General features: G+C 70.5%; 12 protein-coding genes. 2 read left to right on the plus strand and 10 right to left on the minus strand.

Translation table 11 applies throughout. From position 1 onward, the window contains the following. Window positions 1–19: 19 nt before the first annotated feature. Window positions 20–499, minus strand: coding sequence for a GNAT family N-acetyltransferase (locus tag M3U25_RS06820; protein ID WP_355497068.1), 480 nt, complete (start codon window positions 497–499; stop codon window positions 20–22). A gap of 81 nt (window positions 500–580) precedes the next feature. Then, window positions 581–928: a hypothetical protein gene (locus M3U25_RS06825; RefSeq protein ID WP_355497066.1), complete on the minus strand. Its 348-nt coding sequence runs from the start codon at window positions 926–928 to the stop codon at window positions 581–583. A 159-nt stretch (window positions 929–1,087) separates the two neighbouring features. Between M3U25_RS06825 and M3U25_RS06830 the strand changes: the two genes are divergently transcribed. Continuing rightward, a complete protein-coding gene (locus tag M3U25_RS06830) occupies window positions 1,088–1,942 on the plus strand; it encodes a hypothetical protein (protein ID WP_355497063.1) in 855 nt (284 codons plus the stop codon). A gap of 320 nt (window positions 1,943–2,262) precedes the next feature. Here the strand turns inward: M3U25_RS06830 and M3U25_RS06835 are convergent, their stop codons facing one another. The 7 genes from M3U25_RS06835 to ligA form a co-directional block, all read right to left on the minus strand. Beyond that, on the minus strand, window positions 2,263–4,692 hold the full coding sequence (locus tag M3U25_RS06835) for a membrane-bound PQQ-dependent dehydrogenase, glucose/quinate/shikimate family (RefSeq protein ID WP_355497060.1): 2,430 nt from the start codon (window positions 4,690–4,692) through the stop codon (window positions 2,263–2,265). A gap of 339 nt (window positions 4,693–5,031) precedes the next feature. Then, entirely contained in the window at window positions 5,032–7,848 is a 2,817-nt protein-coding gene (gene gyrA / locus M3U25_RS06840; protein WP_355497057.1) for a DNA gyrase subunit A, read from the minus strand. Between the two features lie 211 nt (window positions 7,849–8,059). Beyond that, complete coding sequence (mtnA, locus tag M3U25_RS06845; protein WP_160947866.1) at window positions 8,060–9,124, minus strand: S-methyl-5-thioribose-1-phosphate isomerase; 1,065 nt, start codon at window positions 9,122–9,124, stop codon at window positions 8,060–8,062. A 61-nt stretch (window positions 9,125–9,185) separates the two neighbouring features. Further along, a complete protein-coding gene (locus M3U25_RS06850; RefSeq protein WP_355497729.1) occupies window positions 9,186–9,830 on the minus strand; it encodes a DUF3011 domain-containing protein in 645 nt (214 codons plus the stop codon). A 199-nt stretch (window positions 9,831–10,029) separates the two neighbouring features. After that, window positions 10,030–10,980 (minus strand): EF-P lysine aminoacylase EpmA, encoded by a 951-nt coding sequence (gene epmA, locus M3U25_RS06855; protein ID WP_355497053.1) that lies wholly within the window; start codon window positions 10,978–10,980, stop codon window positions 10,030–10,032. After that, window positions 10,980–11,465, minus strand: a complete 486-nt coding sequence (locus M3U25_RS06860; protein ID WP_355497050.1) for a GNAT family N-acetyltransferase — start codon at window positions 11,463–11,465, stop codon at window positions 10,980–10,982. The genes epmA and M3U25_RS06860 overlap by 1 nt, the downstream gene beginning before the upstream one ends. Continuing rightward, window positions 11,462–13,978: an NAD-dependent DNA ligase LigA gene (gene ligA / locus M3U25_RS06865; RefSeq protein WP_355497047.1), complete on the minus strand. Its 2,517-nt coding sequence runs from the start codon at window positions 13,976–13,978 to the stop codon at window positions 11,462–11,464. Before ligA ends, M3U25_RS06860 begins: the two co-directional genes overlap by 4 nt. A 576-nt stretch (window positions 13,979–14,554) precedes the next feature. Here ligA and M3U25_RS06870 point away from each other — a divergent pair. Next, window positions 14,555–15,685: a pyridoxal phosphate-dependent aminotransferase gene (locus M3U25_RS06870; RefSeq protein WP_355497044.1), complete on the plus strand. Its 1,131-nt coding sequence runs from the start codon at window positions 14,555–14,557 to the stop codon at window positions 15,683–15,685. 317 nt (window positions 15,686–16,002) lie between these two features. Here M3U25_RS06870 and zipA read toward each other — a convergent pair whose 3' ends face one another. Next, entirely contained in the window at window positions 16,003–16,737 is a 735-nt protein-coding gene (gene zipA / locus M3U25_RS06875; protein ID WP_355497041.1) for a cell division protein ZipA, read from the minus strand. Window positions 16,738–16,792: the final 55 nt, after the last annotated feature.

Consider the following 16,792-nt stretch of genomic DNA (forward strand, 5'->3'; position numbering starts at 1 on the left):
GCACGTGGCGCAACCGCGCTCAGCCGTCGGTCGTGGCGCCGTCGAGCACGTAGACCTTGCACACCAGGCCTGGCGGCTCGCGATAGGTACGAAAGCCGACGGCGTCGTAGTACGCCTGCCCGAGCGCATTGTCGGCGGCGATGCTGGCGTCGATCCGGGTCAGCCCGGCGTTGCGCGCCGCCGCACAGGTAGCCCGGAACAGTGCACTGCCGACGCCACGGCGCGCGGCGCGCGGATCGACGTGGGTGCCGATGATGCCCCAGCCGTCGGCAACGTCGTAGGCATTGCCGGGACGGGCGATCCGCAGCGACTGAAAGCCGAGGACCGCACCGTCGGCGTCCTCGGCCAGCACGCACTGGATGCGGTCGGGATGCGTCAGGTAGGTCGCGCAGACCGTCGCCAGGTCGGTCGGCGCCTTGCGCAGGCCGGCGGCGAAGATGGCGTTCTGCACCGCCACCATGGCGGCAGCATCGTCGCGCGTGGCGGGCCGGATCTGCATGACGCTGTTGCCTCGGGTCGGGTCGACGCGGCCGAGTATGCCCGAGCGCGCCTGCCGCTGCGCGCCGTGGCACACGCCAGGTCAGGCGCCGGTGCGGCGTGCCCTGCCCGCGCTCGCCGTGCGTTTGCCGGCCGGCTTCTTGACGACGCGCTTCTTGGCGGCGTGCTTGCCGGTGGCCGCGCGCTTGCGCGGGTGCGGGCGCGGCTGCAGCCCCAGCTTGACCAGCACCGGTTGCAGGCGCGCCTCGACCTCGGCGCTCAGCGGCTGCACCTGCCCGCGCAGCGTCGCCGCGCCCTGCGCGGCATCGGCCGCCGCGGCCAGCGCGCGCTTGCGGGTCAGCGCGACCACGCCCAGCCCGGCCAGCCACAGGTGCCGCGGGTTCAGCCGGTCCGGCCGCAGCGCGGAGGTGGAACGCTTCTTGGTCGCCATCGCACGATCTCCAACTGGGCCGACGTGGCCCCGATGCGCGCCATGCTGGCGCCGGCGGCTTGAGCAAACACACTATCCGCCGCCACCCTTGCCACGCGCCGGCGCCCGCGCCATGCTCGGCGCGGACGCCGTGGCCCGGCGCCGCACAGGGAGATCCGCATGGCTGCAACATCGGGCGCGTGGGCGCCGTTTCCGTACGACGCCAAGGGCTACGCCTACGCTGGCGATGCGCTGAAGAAGGCCTGGCCCAAGTTGCACGCCGGCGACCGCGAGCCCTACCCCGATCCGGCCCATGCGCAGGCGCTGCTGGACGCCGCCGGCAAGGCCGGCAAGGGCCACGATGCGCAGACCCTGTCGGCGGCGCTGATCGAGGCCTGGCGGGCCTTCCACCACGGGCAGTTCCAGCAGGCCTACGAGGGCGGCAAGGCACTGGGCGTGTTCGGCGCCTCGGTCGCGGTCAAGGCGATCGGCATCCACGCCGGCTATCTGGTCGACGACGAAAAAACGCAATTGCAGCGGCTGCAGCAGGCCGCGGCACTGGCCGAGGCGGCGATCGCCGCACTGCCGGACGAGGCCAACAGCCACTACCGCCACGCCTTCGCGCTGGGCCGCTACAGCCAGGGCCTGAGCATCGTCAAGGCGCTCAAACAAGGCATCGCTGGCAAGGTACGGGCATCACTGGAAGCGGCGCTGGAGCTGGAGCCCAAGCATGCCGAGGCGCACATGGCGCTGGCCCTGTACCACGCCGAGATCATCGGCAAGGTCGGCGCGATGATCGGCGGCCTGACCTACGGGGCCAAGGCCGCCACCGCCGAACAGCACATCCAGCAGGCGCTGAAGTTGGTGCCGGACGCGCCGATCGCCCACATCGAACACGCCAACGTGTTGCTGTTGCTGTATGGCGACAAGCGCGAAGCGGACGCCGCCGCGGCGTTCGAGAAGGCCGCCAAGCTCAAGCCACGCGATGCGATGGAGGCGCTGGACGCGGCGTTCGCGCGTGACCAGTTGGAGTAAGCGCCGCCCTGTTTGGCAGGCGTGACATGGCGGGGGCAGGCGTCAATTGCCATGCCTGCCCCTCCGCGGTAGCGCTGCGCCGCCGGCACTAGCGTGTCTCGCAGGAGCGGCTTCGGCCGCGACAGGCGTTCCCGGGGAAAACCTGTCGCGGCTGAAGCCACTCCTACCTACAAGGCGCGAATCGCCCATGCCTCGCGCGGACGCATCGCGACGCAACGCTGCTCGCTGGGCGGCAGGCAGAGCGACCGAAGACGCCCCTCCCGCGCCCACCCGTCCCGCCGCCGCGAAGCCGCATCGCGACCTCGCAGCGACAATCCGCCTCACTTTGCCGGCGGCAGCGCGTAGGCGATCACGTAGTCGCCGCGCTTGGTCTCCATGAAGTGATGGCCCGCGGCGACGATGACCAGGTACTCGCGGCCGTCGACCGCGTACACCATCGGCGTGGCCTGGCCGCCGGCGGGCAGCTTGGCCTGCCACAGGGTCTTGCCGCTGGCCAGGTCGATCGCGCGGATCATGTCGTCGGTGGCCGCGGCGATGAAGATCAGGCCGCTGGCGCTGACCACGGCGCCGCCGTTGTTTGGCGTGCCGATCTCGATCGGCAAGCCGGAGTGGATGCCAAACGGGCCGTTGCCGCGCGCGCTGCCGAACGGACGGTCCCACAGCGTCTTGCCGCTGGCCAGGTCGATCGCGCGGATGCCGCCGTAGGGCGGCTGCTTGCACAGCAGCCCGGTGAACGGCAGCCGCCAGCCGGCGTTGACGTTGATCGCGTACGGCGTGCCCGCCTGCGGATCGCCCGCGCCCTCGGCGCCGCCGCTGTCGCCGCGCACCTGATCGCGCGGCGCCCAGCCCATCTTGTCGGCCTTGGCGCGCGGCACCAGCAGGTTGTAGTTGGGCATGTCGTTGTAGTTGGCGACGACCACCCCGCGCTGCGGGTCCACCGCCACACTGCCCCAGTCCGAGCCGCCGTTGTAGCCGGGATACTCGATCGAATGGCGGTCGGCTTCCGGCGGTGTGTAGATGCCCTTGTAGCTGGCGCTGCGGAACTGGATGCGGCACACCAATTGGTCGATCGGGGTCATGCCCCACATGTCGCGCTCGGTCAGGTCGCGCTTGCGCAGCGAGTGGTACAGCGAGAACGGCTGGGTCTTGGCGCGGCGCTGCGGTTCCACGCCGCCGCCCGGCACCGCGCGTTCCTCGACCCCGACCAGGGGTGTACCGGTGCGCCGGTCGAGCACATACAGCTCGCCCTGCTTGCTCGGCAGCAGCACCGCCGGCACGCTCTTGCCGTCGTGCGGGAAATCCAGCAGGGTCGGTTGCGACCCCAGGTCGTAGTCCCACACGTCGATATGGGTGGTCTGGAAATTCCACACCGGCTTGCCGGTGGTGACGTCCAGCGCAACCAGCGAGGTCGCATAGCGGTCTTCCTGCGGGGTGCGCGAACTGCTCCAGTAATCGGCCGAGGAATTGCCCATCGGCAGGTACACGTAGCCGAGTTGTTCGTCGCCGGCCGCGCTGGTCCACATATTGGGCGTACCGCGGGTCCAGGTCTGCCCCGGCGGCGGCGCGCCGGCCCAGTCCGGATGGGTCATGTCCCAGGCCCAGCGCAGCGCACCGGTCACCGCGTCGAAGCCTTGGATCACGCCGGACGGCTCGTAGCGCTTCTGTCCATCCAGCACCTGGTGCCCGGTCACGACCACCCCGCGCACGATGGTCGGCGGCGAATTGATCGACACGTAACCCGGCGGCGTCTCGCCCATGCCGACGGTGATGTCGACCTGGCCGTGTTGGCCGAAGTCCTCGCAGGGCTTGCCGTCGGCCGCATCGACCGCGATCAGGCGCCCGTCCAGGGTGCCTTCGATGATGCGATGGCGGCACGCGGCCGACGCCGTCGGCTGGCCATCGGGCACCGCGTAGTAGCTGACGCCGCGGCAGGCGGCGGTGTACGGGATCGCCTTGTCCGCCACCTTGGGGTCGTAGCGCCAGCGTTCCCGGCCGCTGCGCGCATCCAGGGCGATCAGTTGGTTGCGTGCGCTGCACAGATACAGGCTGTCGCCGATCTTCAGCGGCGTGGTCTCCGCGCCCCAGCGCTTGTCCGGCAGGTCGCCGGTGCGGAAGGTCCAGGCGGTGCGCAGTTGCGCCACGTTGCCCGGGGCGATCTGGCGCAACGGCGTGTAGCGGCTGCCGGCGTTGTCGCGGCCGTAGGCGGCCCAGTCGGCATCGGCGGGCGCATCGGCCGGCTGCGCGCCGGCGCGCGGGGTCGCCAGCGCCGCGGCCATCCCGGCCGCATGCGCCAGCGTGCCGTCGGCCTCGGTCACGCCGTACGGCAGGAACGCCAGCGCGAACGCGCCGACGAACACCAGGGCCAGCACCGCGGCGAGCGCGCGCGACAGCGTGCGCGAGAACGGCCGGTCCAGCCGCGGCAGCAGCAGCGCCAGCAACAACGCCAGGAACACCATCAGGCCCATGCGCGGCACCCAGCGCCAATAATCGGTGCCCGACTCCCATGCCGCCCACAGCAGGGACAGCAGGAAGGTCGCGGCGAACCACAACGCGCCGCTGCGCCGCGCGCGCCACAGCTGCACGCCGGAAATCGCCAGACCGAGGCCGGCGACCAGGTAGTACCAGGACCCGCCCAGCGCCAGCAGCCAGGCGCCGCCGGCCGCCAGCACCACGCCGATCAGCGCGCAGGCGCCGCCGAGCAGGCGCAGCGGCCAGCCGCCGCGACGCTGCGTTTGTTCGAATGCATTCATTGCCACTCCTTGCAGGACACGGCCACGCGGAACATCCGACGTGGCAGCGGCGCACGCGCGCCGCGCATCCTTATCCCAAGCAGCAAGTGAACGTGATGCGTTTCTCGATGACACACGCTGACACGCAACGTTGCGGTCCTCGTGACCCGGCGCCGACCTGGGCGTCACGCCGCTTGTGTATCGCCCCCAGCGGCGATCCGACATCGTCATCCGGACGCATGGAACCGCCTTGGCACGGCACGCGTGCGCCGCACGCGGACACGCCCGCCGCGTCACGCGCCATCCCCGAAAACGACGACGCCGGCACGAGGCCGGCGTCGTCGTTCGCTCAGGCGCGGATCACTCCTGCGGCGGTGCCGCCTCGCCAGCGGATTCGGCGACGCCATCCTCGCCCGGCAGCGCGTCCTCCTCGACCAGCGAGCCATCCAGGCGTTCCACCGCCTGCAGCTTCTCGCCCTTGGACAGGCGGATCAGGGTCACGCCCTGGGTGTTGCGGCCGACGCGGGAGATTTCCGAGGCGCGGGTGCGCACCAGGGTGCCGCCGTCGGAGATCAGCAGCACTTCGTCGCGCGTGCTCAACAGCACCGCACCGACCAGCTTGCCGTTGCGCTCGCTGGTCTGGATGCCGATCACGCCCTGGGTACCGCGCCCCTTGCGCGGATACTCGCCCAGCGGGGTGCGCTTGCCGTAGCCGTTCTCGGTCGCGGTGAGGATGTAGGCATCGGCCTCGTCGCCGTTGCGCGCCTCGGCCTCGACCTCGGTGTCGGCGGCGGCGTCGACATCGTCGGCGTCCTCGTCCTGGCCCACGGCCGGCTCGGCCACGATCAGGCTGACCACGTACTCGCTCTTGGCCAGGCGGATGCCGCGCACGCCGCGGCTGCTGCGCCCGGTCGGCTTGACTCCGCCGCGGCTCTTGCGCCGCGCGCCGCGGGCCTCGTCGCCCTCCTCGCCCGCCACCTCGTCGTCGGCCGCGGCGCTTTCGTCGGCACCGGTGTCGTCGATGACCGCATCATCGGCCTCGTCGTCCTTGGGCCGCTCGGAGAAGCGCACGGTCTTGCCGTTGGAGGCGAACAGCAGCACGTCGCGCTCGCCGTCGGTGAGCGCCACGCCGACCAGCGCGTCGCCCTCGTCCAGGTTGATCGCGATCTTGCCGATCTTGCGCTGGAACGCGAACTCGCTCAGCGGGGTCTTCTTGACCATGCCGTTGCGGGTGGCGAAGAACACGTAGCGGCCTTCGGCGTACTCACGTACCGGCAGCACCGCCTGCACGCGCTCGCCGTTCTCCAGCGGAATCCAGTTGACGATCGGGCGGCCGCGCGCATTCGGTCCGGCCTCGGGCAACTGATGTACCGGCAACCAGAACACCTTGCCGCTGCTGGTGAAGGTCAGCAGCGTGTCGTGGGTGTTGACCAGCCACAGCTGGTCGATGAAATCCTCTTCCTTGGTCGCCGCCGCGCTGCGGCCGCGGCCGCCGCGGCGCTGCGCGCGGTAGGCGCTGACCGGCTGGCGCTTGGCGTAGCCGGCATGCGACAGGGTCACCACCACGTCTTCCGGCGCGATCAGGTCGAGGATGTCCAGATCCTCTTCGCTGTGGCGGATTTCGGTGCGGCGCGCATCGCCGTATTCCTCGCGGATGTTGACCAGCTCTTCGCGGATCACCTGCAGCAGCACGTCCGGGTTTTCCAGGATGCGGATCAGCCCGGCGATCGCTTCCAGCAGCTGCTTGTATTCCTCGGTCAGGCGCTCCTGCTCCAGGCCGGTCAGGCGGTGCAGGCGCATTTCCAGGATCTGCGTGGCCTGCACTTCGGTCAGCTGGTAGCCGCCGCCGACCAGGCCGACGCCGCTTGGCAGGTCTTCCGGGCGCGAGGCCTCGGCGCCGGCTGCACTGAGCAGCGCGCCGACCAGGCCCGGCTGCCAGGTCTTGGCCAGCATGCGCTCGCGCGCCTCGTTCGGGTTCGCCGAGGTCTTGATCAGCTCGATCATCTCGTCGATGTTGGCGAGCGCGACGGTCAGGCCTTCCAGGATGTGCGCACGCGCGCGCGCCTTGCGCAGTTCGAAGATGGTGCGGCGGGTCACCACTTCGCGGCGGTGGCGAACGAACGCCTCCAGCATCTGCTTGAGGTTCAGCAGCTGCGGGCGGCCGTCGACCAGCGCCACCATGTTGATGCCGAACACCGACTCCATCTGGGTCTGCTGGTACAGGTTGTTCAGCACCACGTCGGCGGCTTCGCCGCGCTTGACCTCGATGTAGATGCGCATGCCGTCCTTGTCGGACTCGTCGCGCAGCTCGCTGATGCCCTCGAGCTTCTTTTCCTTGACCAGCTCGGCGATCTTCTCGATCAGCCGCGCCTTGTTGACCTGGTACGGGATCTCGGTGACCACGATCGCTTCGCGGCCGTTGTCCTGGATCTCGATCTCGGCCTTGGCGCGCATGCGCACGCGGCCGCGGCCGGTGCGGTAGCCGGCGACGATGCCGGTGGTGCCGTTGACGATGCCCGCGGTCGGGAAATCCGGGCCCGGGATGTGTTCCATCAGCCCGTCGACATCGATCTGCGGGTTGTCGATCAGCGCCAGGCAGGCATTGATCGACTCGGTCAGGTTGTGCGGCGGGATGTTGGTGGCCATGCCCACCGCGATGCCGGCCGAGCCGTTGACCAGCAGGCTCGGGAAGCGCGTCGGCATCACCGACGGTTCCTGTTCCTTCTCGTCGTAGTTGGGCTGGAAATCGACGGTTTCCTTGTCGATGTCGGCCATCATCTCGTGCGCGAGCCGCGACATGCGCGCCTCGGTGTAACGCATCGCCGCCGCGGAATCGCCGTCGACCGAGCCGAAGTTACCCTGCCCGTCCACCATCATGTAGCGCAGCGAGAACGGCTGCGCCATGCGCACCAGGGTGTCGTACACCGACTGGTCGCCGTGCGGGTGGTACTTACCGATGACGTCGCCGACGATACGCGCCGACTTGTAGTAGGGCTTGTTGCTGTGCGCGCCCAACTCGTTCATCGCGAACAACACGCGGCGATGCACCGGCTTGAGGCCGTCGCGCGCATCCGGGAGGGCACGCCCCACGATCACGCTCATGGCGTAATCGAGGTAGCTCTTGCGCATCTCGTCTTCCAGGTTGACCTGGATGATTTCCTTGGCGGATTCTGCCATTCGGGTTCCGTAAGTCTGGTGGCGGATCGACCACGACGCCGGCCCACGACAGGCGGGCCCGCCGCGGCCGCACGCCTAGGGCGCACGGCGGTCGATCGAACCGCCGGATTCTATCATGACGGGCGCCCGATTGCCCGGTTTTTGCCGGCGCGAACAAGCACTTGCGCGCCGTCGGCCGGGTTTGCCGGGCGCTGTGGCGCCGCCCTGGCGCTCAGCCGCCGAAGGCGGCGCGCATGCGCGCCAGGTCCGGCTGCTCGATCACCCCGCGCTCGGTGACGATGGCATCGATCAGCGTCGCCGGGGTCACGTCGAACACCGGGTTCCAGGCGGCGATGCCGTCGGCCACGGTGCGCGTGCCGCCGACGCCGAACAGTTCGCCCGGATCGCGCTGCTCGATCTCGATCTGCGCACCGTCGGCGGTGTCCATGTCCACGGTGGACGACGGCGCCACCACCATGAACCTGACCCCATGGTGGCGCGCGGCGATCGCCAGCTGGTAGGTGCCGATCTTGTTGGCGGTGTCGCCGTTGGCGCAGATGCGGTCGGCGCCGACGATCACCCACTGCACCGCCCCGGTCTTCATCAGGTGCGAGGCCGCCGAGTCGGCGATCAGCGTCGCGTCGATGCCGTCCTGCTGCAGTTCCCACACGGTCAGCCGCGCGCCCTGCAGCCAGGGCCGGGTCTCGCCGGCGAACACCTTGGCGATGCGCTGCTGCGCGACGCCGGCGCGGATCACGCCCAGCGCGGTGCCGAAACCGGCGGTGGCCAGCGAGCCGGTGTTGCAGTGGGTGAGCACGCCGCTGCCGGCGGCGATCAGGCCGGCGCCGAGCGCGCCCATGTGCCGGTTGGCGGCCAGATCCTCTTCGGCGATCGCCTGCGCCTCGCGCTCCAGCACCGAGCGCCAGTCGCTGCCGGCCGCGCCCAGCGCCGTGCGCATGCGCGCCAGCGCCCAGGCCAGGTTGACCGCGGTCGGCCGCGCGGCATTGAGCCGCTGCAGGGCCGGCTCCAGCTTCAGCAGCGCCTCGGCACCGTTGTCGGCCTGCACCTCGCGCGCGGCCAGCACCGTGCCCCAGCCGGCGGCGATGCCGATCGCCGGCGCGCCGCGCACGGCCAGGGCATGGATCGCCGCGGCGACCTGGTCGCTGTCGCTGCAGCGCACATGCTCCACCGCGAACGGCAGCTTGCGCTGGTCCAGCAGTTCCAGTGCGTCGCCGGTCCACAGGATCGGGCGGATATGGTCGTAGCGGGCGTAATCGATATCGAGGGCGGCGTTCATCGCTCCATTGTAAACGCCGGCGATTGCGGATTGAGGACGGCGCGGCGCCGCGGCACTGCGCTCAGTTGACGCTGAACTCGGCGCGGCAGCCCTTGTCGACCCAGATGCCGTCGCGGTCCCAGCCCCAGCTGTCGTCCTGCACGCAGGCGGCGCCGGACAGCTGCCGGCGCAGCTCGACATGGTCCTGCACACTGACCCCGCAGCGGCGCCGGGCCTTGCCCTTGGATTCGCACAGCACCGGCCGCGGACCGGCGGGGAATCCGGATCCGTCGGCGGCACCGATCTCGAACTCGCCGCGGCAGCCGCGCGCAACCCAGATCTCGTTGCGGCGCACGCCCCAGCTGCGCTCCTCGCGGCACGGCACCGACGAAAGCTGGCGCATCAGCCGCACCGGCGCGCCGCGCAGCATCACCGGGCAACTCTCCAGGCGACCATCGGACTCGCAGCGCAGCACGCGGCGCATGGCGCTGCGCGGCGCCTCCCCCGGATTGGGGCGGAATTCGGCGCGACAGCCCAGGGTCACCCACACGCCGGTGGCGTCCGAGCCCCACTCGCTGCCGCGGATGCAGTCGTTGTCGGACAGTTGCCGCACCAGTTGCACGCCCTGCGCGGTCGGCATCGGGCAGTGCACCCAGGTCATGTCGCGCGATTCGCAGCGCACCACCGCCGCGTCGTACGCATCGGCGTTCTGCGCCGGCGACGGCATCGGCCACACGCTTGCCGCCAATCCCAGCCAACACCAGCCACCGAGCCCGTACGCCCACTTCATGCTTGGCTCTGCCCCTATGCCTAGAACCTGAACAACGAAGACCTGCTGGCGCGCGGCGTGCGCATGCCGTGCCCGATCAAACCATCATCGGTGTGGACAACGCAACAACGCGCCGCGACAGCGCGTGACGGCCGGTTCAGGCATGCGCGAAATCGTAGGCGAGCACATCGCCGATCTGCGCGGTGCCGCGCATCGCCATCAGCAGCCGGTCCACGCCCACCGCCACACCGGCGCAATCGGGCAGCGACGGCAGCGCCTGCAGCAGGCGTTCGTCCAGCGGCGGCAGCACCGCGCCGCGCGCCTGGCGCAGCGCATGGTCGCGCAGGAAACGCCGGCGCTGCTCGGCGGCATCGTTGAGCTCGTGATAGCCATTGGCCAGTTCGTAACCGCCCAGGTACAGCTCGAAGCGCTCGGCCACCGGCGGCTCGCCAGCGCGGACCCGCGCCAGCGCGCACTGGCTGGCCGGCCAGTCATGGACCACGGTAAGGCGGTCGGCGGGGAACGCGGGCTGCAGGCGATGGGTCATCAGCAGGTCCAGCCAGTCGTCGCGGCCCAGGCCCTCGGCGTCGATGCGGATATCGCGCAACGGCTGCTGCAGCGCCTCCAGTGGCGCGGCAAACGGATCCAGCTCCAGCCCCTGCAGGAACAGCGCGCGGTAGCTGAGCACCTGCAGCGTGGCGCTGCGCCCGACCAGGGCCAGCGCGGTGCGCACCAGCTCCACGGTCTCCTCGATCAACTGCCGGTGATCCCAGCCGATCCGGTACCACTCGAGCATGGTGAACTCGGGATTGTGGCGGCCGCCGGCCTCGCCGTTGCGGAACACCCGTCCGAGTTCGTAGCAGTCGCCGATGCCGGCAGCGAGCAGCCGCTTCAGCGGGTACTCGGGCGAGGTGCGCAGCCAGCGCAATGCCGGGCCGGCATCGACGTGGCCGCTGAAGCGGGTCTGGAAGCTGTCGATGTTCGGCTCGGTATTGCCGGCCGCCGACAGCATCGGCGTCTCCACTTCCAGCACGCCGCGCGCAGCGAAGAAGGCGCGGATGGCGGCATTGAGCCGGGCGCGCAACTGCAGGGTGGACAGCAGGTCCATCAGGGCGCCATGTCGAGCCGGCGGCTCAGTTGGTCGCGCGCGTCGTCGCGGTAGCCCAGTCCCAGGTACAGACGCTTGGCTGCGGTGTTGTGGTGGTTGACCTCCATCCGCAGCACATCCACGCCCAGCGCGCGGGCGCGCGCCTCGACCAGCGCCACCGCGCGCCGGCCCCAGCCGCGGCCGCGCGCGGCCGGGCCCAGGTACAACTCGTCGAGCAGCAGATAGCGCCCACCCAGTTCGACGCTGAAGCAGGCGGTGATCAGCGCATAGCCGACCACCGCACCGTCCGGCGCCAGCCACAACAGCGCCTCGCCCAGTGCCGGCTGCGCCAGCAGCGCCTGCAGGCCGCGCGTCACCCGCTCGGCATCGAAGGCGATGCCGTCTTCGGCGTAGAACGCCTGCAGCATCGCCAGCAGGGCCGGCTGGTCGGCCGTGCCGGCGGTGCGCCAGCGCAGTTCTTCCTGCACCATGCCAGGCGCGCTCATGCGCCCTGCCCCGGCGACTGCAGGAACGCCAGCAACTGCGCCTCGTCCCACACCGCCACGCCCAGTTCCTGCGCCTTGTCGAGCTTGGAGCCGGCGGCTTCGCCGGCAACCACGAACGCCGTCTTCTTCGACACGCTGCCGGCCACCTTGGCGCCCAGCGCCTCCAGTTGCGCCTTGGCCTCGTCGCGGGTCAGCGCGGTCAGCGTGCCGGTCAGGACCACGGTCTGCCCGTCCAGCGGACCGGCGCGGCGCTGCGTCTGCGCCGGCGCGGCATCGAGCAGGCGTCGCATCGCCGCCTCGGCCTCCAGCAAGGCCTGCGTCTGCGCCGGATCGGCCAGGTACGCGGCCAGGTTGGCGGCACCGGCGGTGGACAGGCCGGCCCCGGTCCAGCCGCTTTCGTTGGCGCGCAGCAGCGCGTCCAGGGTGCCGTAGGTGGCGGCCAGGCGCTGCGCGCTCTTGCCGCCGAGCTTGTCCACCGGCAGCGTGCCGAGCAGATGCGCCAGGTCCAGCCGCTCGCGCAATTCCGCCGGCGGCGCGCCCTCGTCGGAGAAGCGAATGCCGGCGGCGATCAGCGCATCGACCACTTCCGCATTGCCGGGCTGCTCGAAGAACGTCGCGATCGAGCGCGCCACCTCGCCGCCGATGTCCGGCAAGGCCTGCAACAGCACTGCCGGGGTGCTGCGCACGAACGCCAGCGAGCCCAGCCAGTAGGCCAGCGCCTTGGCCGTGGTTTCGCCCAGGTGCGGGATACCCAGCGCGAACAGGAAGCGCGGCAGCGTGGTGGCGCGGCTGGCGTCGATGCCGGCGACCAGGTTCTCGGCCCACTTGGTCGCCAGCCTGCCGCCCAGGTCCACCGCCAGGTGCGCGCGCAGGAAATCGGCGCGCCGCCACTGAGTGGCCTCGTCGTCCAACGCGGCGCGGCCGGCCGCGTCCAGCGCCAGTGCGCCCTTGCTGTCCTCCACCGCCTGCAGCAGGTCGGCAGCCGTGGCAGCGTCGAGCGCCGCCTTCATCATCACCAGGTCCTCCACGCTCAACGCGTACAAGTCGGCCAGCGACTGCACGAAGCCGAACTCGACCAGGGCGTCGGCCTGGCGCTCGCCCAGGCCTTCGATGTCCAGCGCGCGGCGCGAGGCGAAGTGGCGCAAGGCCTCCTTGCGCTGCGCGGCGCAGGCCAGGCCGCCGCTGCAGCGCCAGGCCACCGCGTCCTCTTCCTTGACCAGCTCCGAGCCGCACACCGGGCACGTCGCCGGCATCGTCCACGGCACGGTGCCGGGCGGACGCCGTTCCTCGATCACCCGTACCACCTCCGGGATCACGTCGCCGGCGCGGCGCACGATCACCGTGTCGCCCTCGCGCGCGTCCAGCCGCGCGATCTGGTCGGCGTTGTGCAAGGTGGCGTTGGTGACGGTGACGCCGGCGACCTGCACCGGCTCCAGCCGCGCCACTGGGGTGACCGCGCCGGTGCGGCCGATCTGCACCTCGATCGCGCGCAGCACGGTGGACTGTTCCTGCGCCGGGAACTTGTGCGCGAGCGCCCAGCGCGGCGCGCGCGAGACGAAGCCCATGGCCTGTTGCTGGTCGTAGTCGTCGAGCTTGTAGACCACGCCGTCGATGTCGTACGGCAGGCGGTCGCGGGCGGCGCCGATGCGGCGGAAATAGGCGATCAGGCCGTCGAAACCAGTGGCGGTGTCGGCCTCCGGCGCCACCGGGAAACCGTAGTCGCGCAGCAGTTGCAGCGTCTGCGAATGGGTTTCCGGCAGTTCCAGGCCGCGCACCTCGCCCACCGAATAGGCGAAGAACGCCAGCGGCCGGCGCCGGGTCACCGCCGGATCGAGCTGGCGCAGCGACCCCGCGGCGCCGTTGCGCGGGTTGGCCAGCAGCTTCTCGTTGCGCTCCAGCGCCTGCGCGTTCCACGCGGCGAAGGCGGCGCGCGGCATGTAGATCTCGCCACGCACCTCCAGCACCGCCGGCGGCGGCGTGCCGAGGTCGCGCAGCTTCAGCGGCACCGAGCGGACTTGGCGCAGGTTGGCGGTGACGTCCTCGCCGGTGCTGCCGTCGCCGCGGGTAGCGCCCTGCACGAACACGCCGTCCTCGTAGCGCAGGCTGATCGCCAGGCCGTCGAGCTTCGGCTCGACCGAGAACACGGGCGCGGCCAGATCCAGTTCGCGCTCGATGCGGCGCTCGAAATCGGCGACTTCGGCGAAGCGCGTGCGATCGTCGGCGTCCTCGTCCACGCCCGGGGTTTCGAAGGCGTTGGCGAGCGACAGCATCGGGATCGCGTGGCGCACTTCCGGGAAGCCGCCGTCCGGCCGCGCGCCAACCTTGCGCGTCGGCGAATCCGCGCTGGCCAGTTCCGGGTGCGCGGCCTCCAGCGCCTCCAGCTCGCGCATCAGCGCGTCGTACTCGGCGTCAGGAATCGTGTTGTCGTCGAGCACGTAGTAGCGGTGGTTGGCGTCGTCGATGCGCTGGCGCAACTCGGCGGCACGCTGCTGGGGATCGGAATTCGCGGTCATGCGCAGCGGTAGTGCGGTAACGGAGAGGGGGGTGATAGTAGCTGGAAGGCAGGGATGGGGGAGTCGGGATTTGGATTCGGGATTGGCTTAAGGGCCGAGATTGGGGATTGGAGATTGGGGATTCGCAAATGCCAACGCTCGGGCCTCTTACGGCGGCGGCGGTCGTACCCTCATCCGCCCCTGCGGGGCACCTTCTCTCGAGGGAGAAGGGAAACGCCGAAGCCCCTCTCCCACCAGGAGAGGGGTTGGGGTGAGGGTATGGGCGCGCAATGCTCTCGCGGATCTGGCAATGCGAGGCTTCGCCCGGACCCTCATCCGCCCCTGCGGGGCACCTTCTCCCGGGGGGAGAAGGGAAACGCCGAAGCCCCTCTCCCACCGGGAGAGGGGTTGGGGCGAGGGTGCGGAGCGCGCGGCGCCATCGACGTCAGCACTCCGGCTTTTGCCAATCCCCATTCCCGATTCCCGATTCCCGGCTTTTAAGCCAATCCCAAATCCCCAATCCCCGCCCCACACCACCCTTGCCCCACCATTAACACCCCGTTAACGTGACCTCCCCCGCCCGCTCTGGAGAGCCCTGTGTCGCTACCGGTCTCGCGCCGTTCCTTCCTGTCCCTGGCCACCTCCGGTCTGGCGCTCGGCGCCGTCGGCCTGGCGCCTGTCGCGGAGGCGGCGCGGCGCAAGGCGGCCGCCGCCGCGATCACGACTCCCGGCGTGGCGCCGGCGGCCGGCACGGTGTACCTGAACTTCAACGAGTGCCCGCTGGGTCCTGCGCCCGCAGCGCTGGCGGCGGCGCAGGCGATCCTGCCGCGCAGCGGCCGCTATCTGTTCGACCTCTCCGACGAACTGATCGCCGCCTTCGTCGGCCAGCAGCGCCTGCCGGCCGACCACGTCGCGGTCTATCCCGGGTCCAGCGAGCCGCTGGCGCGCGCCGCGCGCGCCTTCACCTCGCCGCGCGCCGGCGTGGTGGTAGCCGACCCGACCTTCGAGGCCGTCGCCGATGTCGCCGCCGCGCATGGCGCGCCAGTGCGGCGCGTCCCGCTGCGCGCCGACGGGGCGCACGACGTCAAGGCCATGGCCAGCGCCGACCCGAACGCCGGCCTGATCTGCCTGTGCAATCCGAACAACCCGACCGGCTCGATCACCAAGCGCGCCGACATCGAGTGGCTGCTGGCCAACAAGCCCGCCTCCAGCGTGCTGCTGGTCGACGAGGCCTATCTGCACTACAGCGAAGAGCCGTCGGTGATCGACCTGATCGGCCAGCGCCAGGACCTGCTGGTGCTGCGCACCTTCTCCAAGCTGTACGGCATGGCCGGTCTGCGCCTGGGCCTGGCGGTGGCGGCGCCGGGGCTGCAGACCAAGCTGGCCGCGTTCGGCCAGAATCCGGTCTCGGTGCCCGCCCTCGCCGCCGGCATCGCCAGCCTGCAGGACCTGCAACTGGTGCCGACCCGCCGCGCCGAGAACGCGCGCATCCGCGACGCCACCATCGCCTGGCTGCAGAGCAAGGGCTACAAGTGCCTGCCGTCGCAGGCCAACTGCTTCATGGTCGACGTCAAACGCGACGGCGCCGCCTTCGCCGCGGCGATGGCCAAGCAAGGCGTGATCGTCGGCCGCAGCTGGCCGATCTGGCCGAAGCTGGTCCGCGTCACCGTCGGCAGCGAAGCGGAGATGCTGCGGTTCCGGGAGGCGTTTGTGAAGGCGCGCAAGTAGCTTGGGGCCGGGAATCGGGAATGAAGAATCGGGAATCGTAAAAGCGGGTTGCCTTGCGCCTGAGGCGTGGATGGTCTTGCCCTGGCCTTCCCATTACAGGTTCACGGTTCACTAGTCTGGCGTCAGTGCGCCAGGCTTGGAGAGTTGGGGGATAAGGGTTCGCAAGAGTCAAAGCCAGGGGTTCTGGCGTTCGGCGGCCGTACCCTCATCCGCCCCCTTCGGGGGCGCCTTCTCTCGGTGGGAGAAGGGACAGGCAATCAGCACCAGGAATCGCTTTTACGATTCCCCATTCCCGTTTCCCTATTCCCAGCCCCAAGCTACCAGCGCGGCGCCTTCGTCAACGGCGGCGCCTGGTGCTGGCGATCATAGGCGCGCAGGTCGTCGCGGATGTGGGCGATGCGCTGGCGGCCCAGGGCGTTGCGGCTGTCGTCCAGGACCACGCCGTCGAGCAGTTCGCCCATGCGCTGCACGGTCGGCAGCATCTTCTCCCAGGCGTCGAGCGCGGTCAGCGGCGCCGGCAGGGTCAGGAAGAAGGCGATCGCCGGGGTCTCCATCTCGCGGATGTGGGCCATGTCGAAGCTGCCCGGCTTCATGATGCTGGCCATGCTGAAGATCGGACCGCGCTCGGGATGGCCTTCCACCAGGCGGTGGAACACGTTCATGTGGCCGAAGGTCAGGCCGGTCTTCTCCGCGGCCACCACGATGTCCTCGCCGCGCAGCACCTGGCCCGCGCGGGCGGCGACGTACAGCGAGACGATCTTGTCGAAATCCTGGCTCGGCCGCTTGCCGAGTTCGGCGCCCGGCGCTTCCGCCGCGGGCAGGCCCAGTTCGGGTTCGCGCGCCTCGCCGTCCGCACCCGGTGCGGCCAGCGCGTCATCGCCGGTGGCCGGGGCATCGCCCAGCGAGGGCTCGCGGCGCCGCGCGGCCGGATCGGCCGGCTCCACGCGCCGGCCCTGGCTCGGTTTCTTCGGGCGGCCGAACAGGAAGATCGCCGCAATCAACAGCAAGCCGGCGGCGAGGATGCCGATGCGTAGCATTGCCATGTCGGACATTCAGGGGTTACTCCGGCAAGGGTACACAGGGGGAAAACAACTGCTAGGTGCGCAC

This window comes from Xanthomonas sp. PPL134, from assembly GCF_040595915.1.
Classification (GTDB): domain Bacteria; phylum Pseudomonadota; class Gammaproteobacteria; order Xanthomonadales; family Xanthomonadaceae; genus Xanthomonas_A; species Xanthomonas_A indica.

Bases quoted from the DNA above. Each gene is read 5' to 3' on its own strand.
- epmA (WP_355497053.1), bottom strand. From the start codon at position 10,980: ATGGACCTGCTGTCCACCCTGCAGTTGCGCGCCCGGCTCAATGCCGCC.
- mtnA (WP_160947866.1), bottom strand. From the start codon at position 9,124: ATGAACGCCGCCCTCGATATCGATTACGCCCGCTACGACCATATCCGC.
- M3U25_RS06830 (WP_355497063.1), top strand. From the start codon at position 1,088: ATGGCTGCAACATCGGGCGCGTGGGCGCCGTTTCCGTACGACGCCAAG.
- M3U25_RS06850 (WP_355497729.1), bottom strand. From the start codon at position 9,830: ATGCCGTCGCCGGCGCAGAACGCCGATGCGTACGACGCGGCGGTGGTG.
- M3U25_RS06825 (WP_355497066.1), bottom strand. From the start codon at position 928: ATGGCGACCAAGAAGCGTTCCACCTCCGCGCTGCGGCCGGACCGGCTG.
- zipA (WP_355497041.1), bottom strand. From the start codon at position 16,737: ATGTCCGACATGGCAATGCTACGCATCGGCATCCTCGCCGCCGGCTTG.
- M3U25_RS06860 (WP_355497050.1), bottom strand. From the start codon at position 11,465: ATGAGCGCGCCTGGCATGGTGCAGGAAGAACTGCGCTGGCGCACCGCC.
- M3U25_RS06835 (WP_355497060.1), bottom strand. From the start codon at position 4,692: ATGAATGCATTCGAACAAACGCAGCGTCGCGGCGGCTGGCCGCTGCGC.
- ligA (WP_355497047.1), bottom strand. From the start codon at position 13,978: ATGACCGCGAATTCCGATCCCCAGCAGCGTGCCGCCGAGTTGCGCCAG.
- gyrA (WP_355497057.1), bottom strand. From the start codon at position 7,848: ATGGCAGAATCCGCCAAGGAAATCATCCAGGTCAACCTGGAAGACGAG.
- M3U25_RS06820 (WP_355497068.1), bottom strand. From the start codon at position 499: ATGCAGATCCGGCCCGCCACGCGCGACGATGCTGCCGCCATGGTGGCG.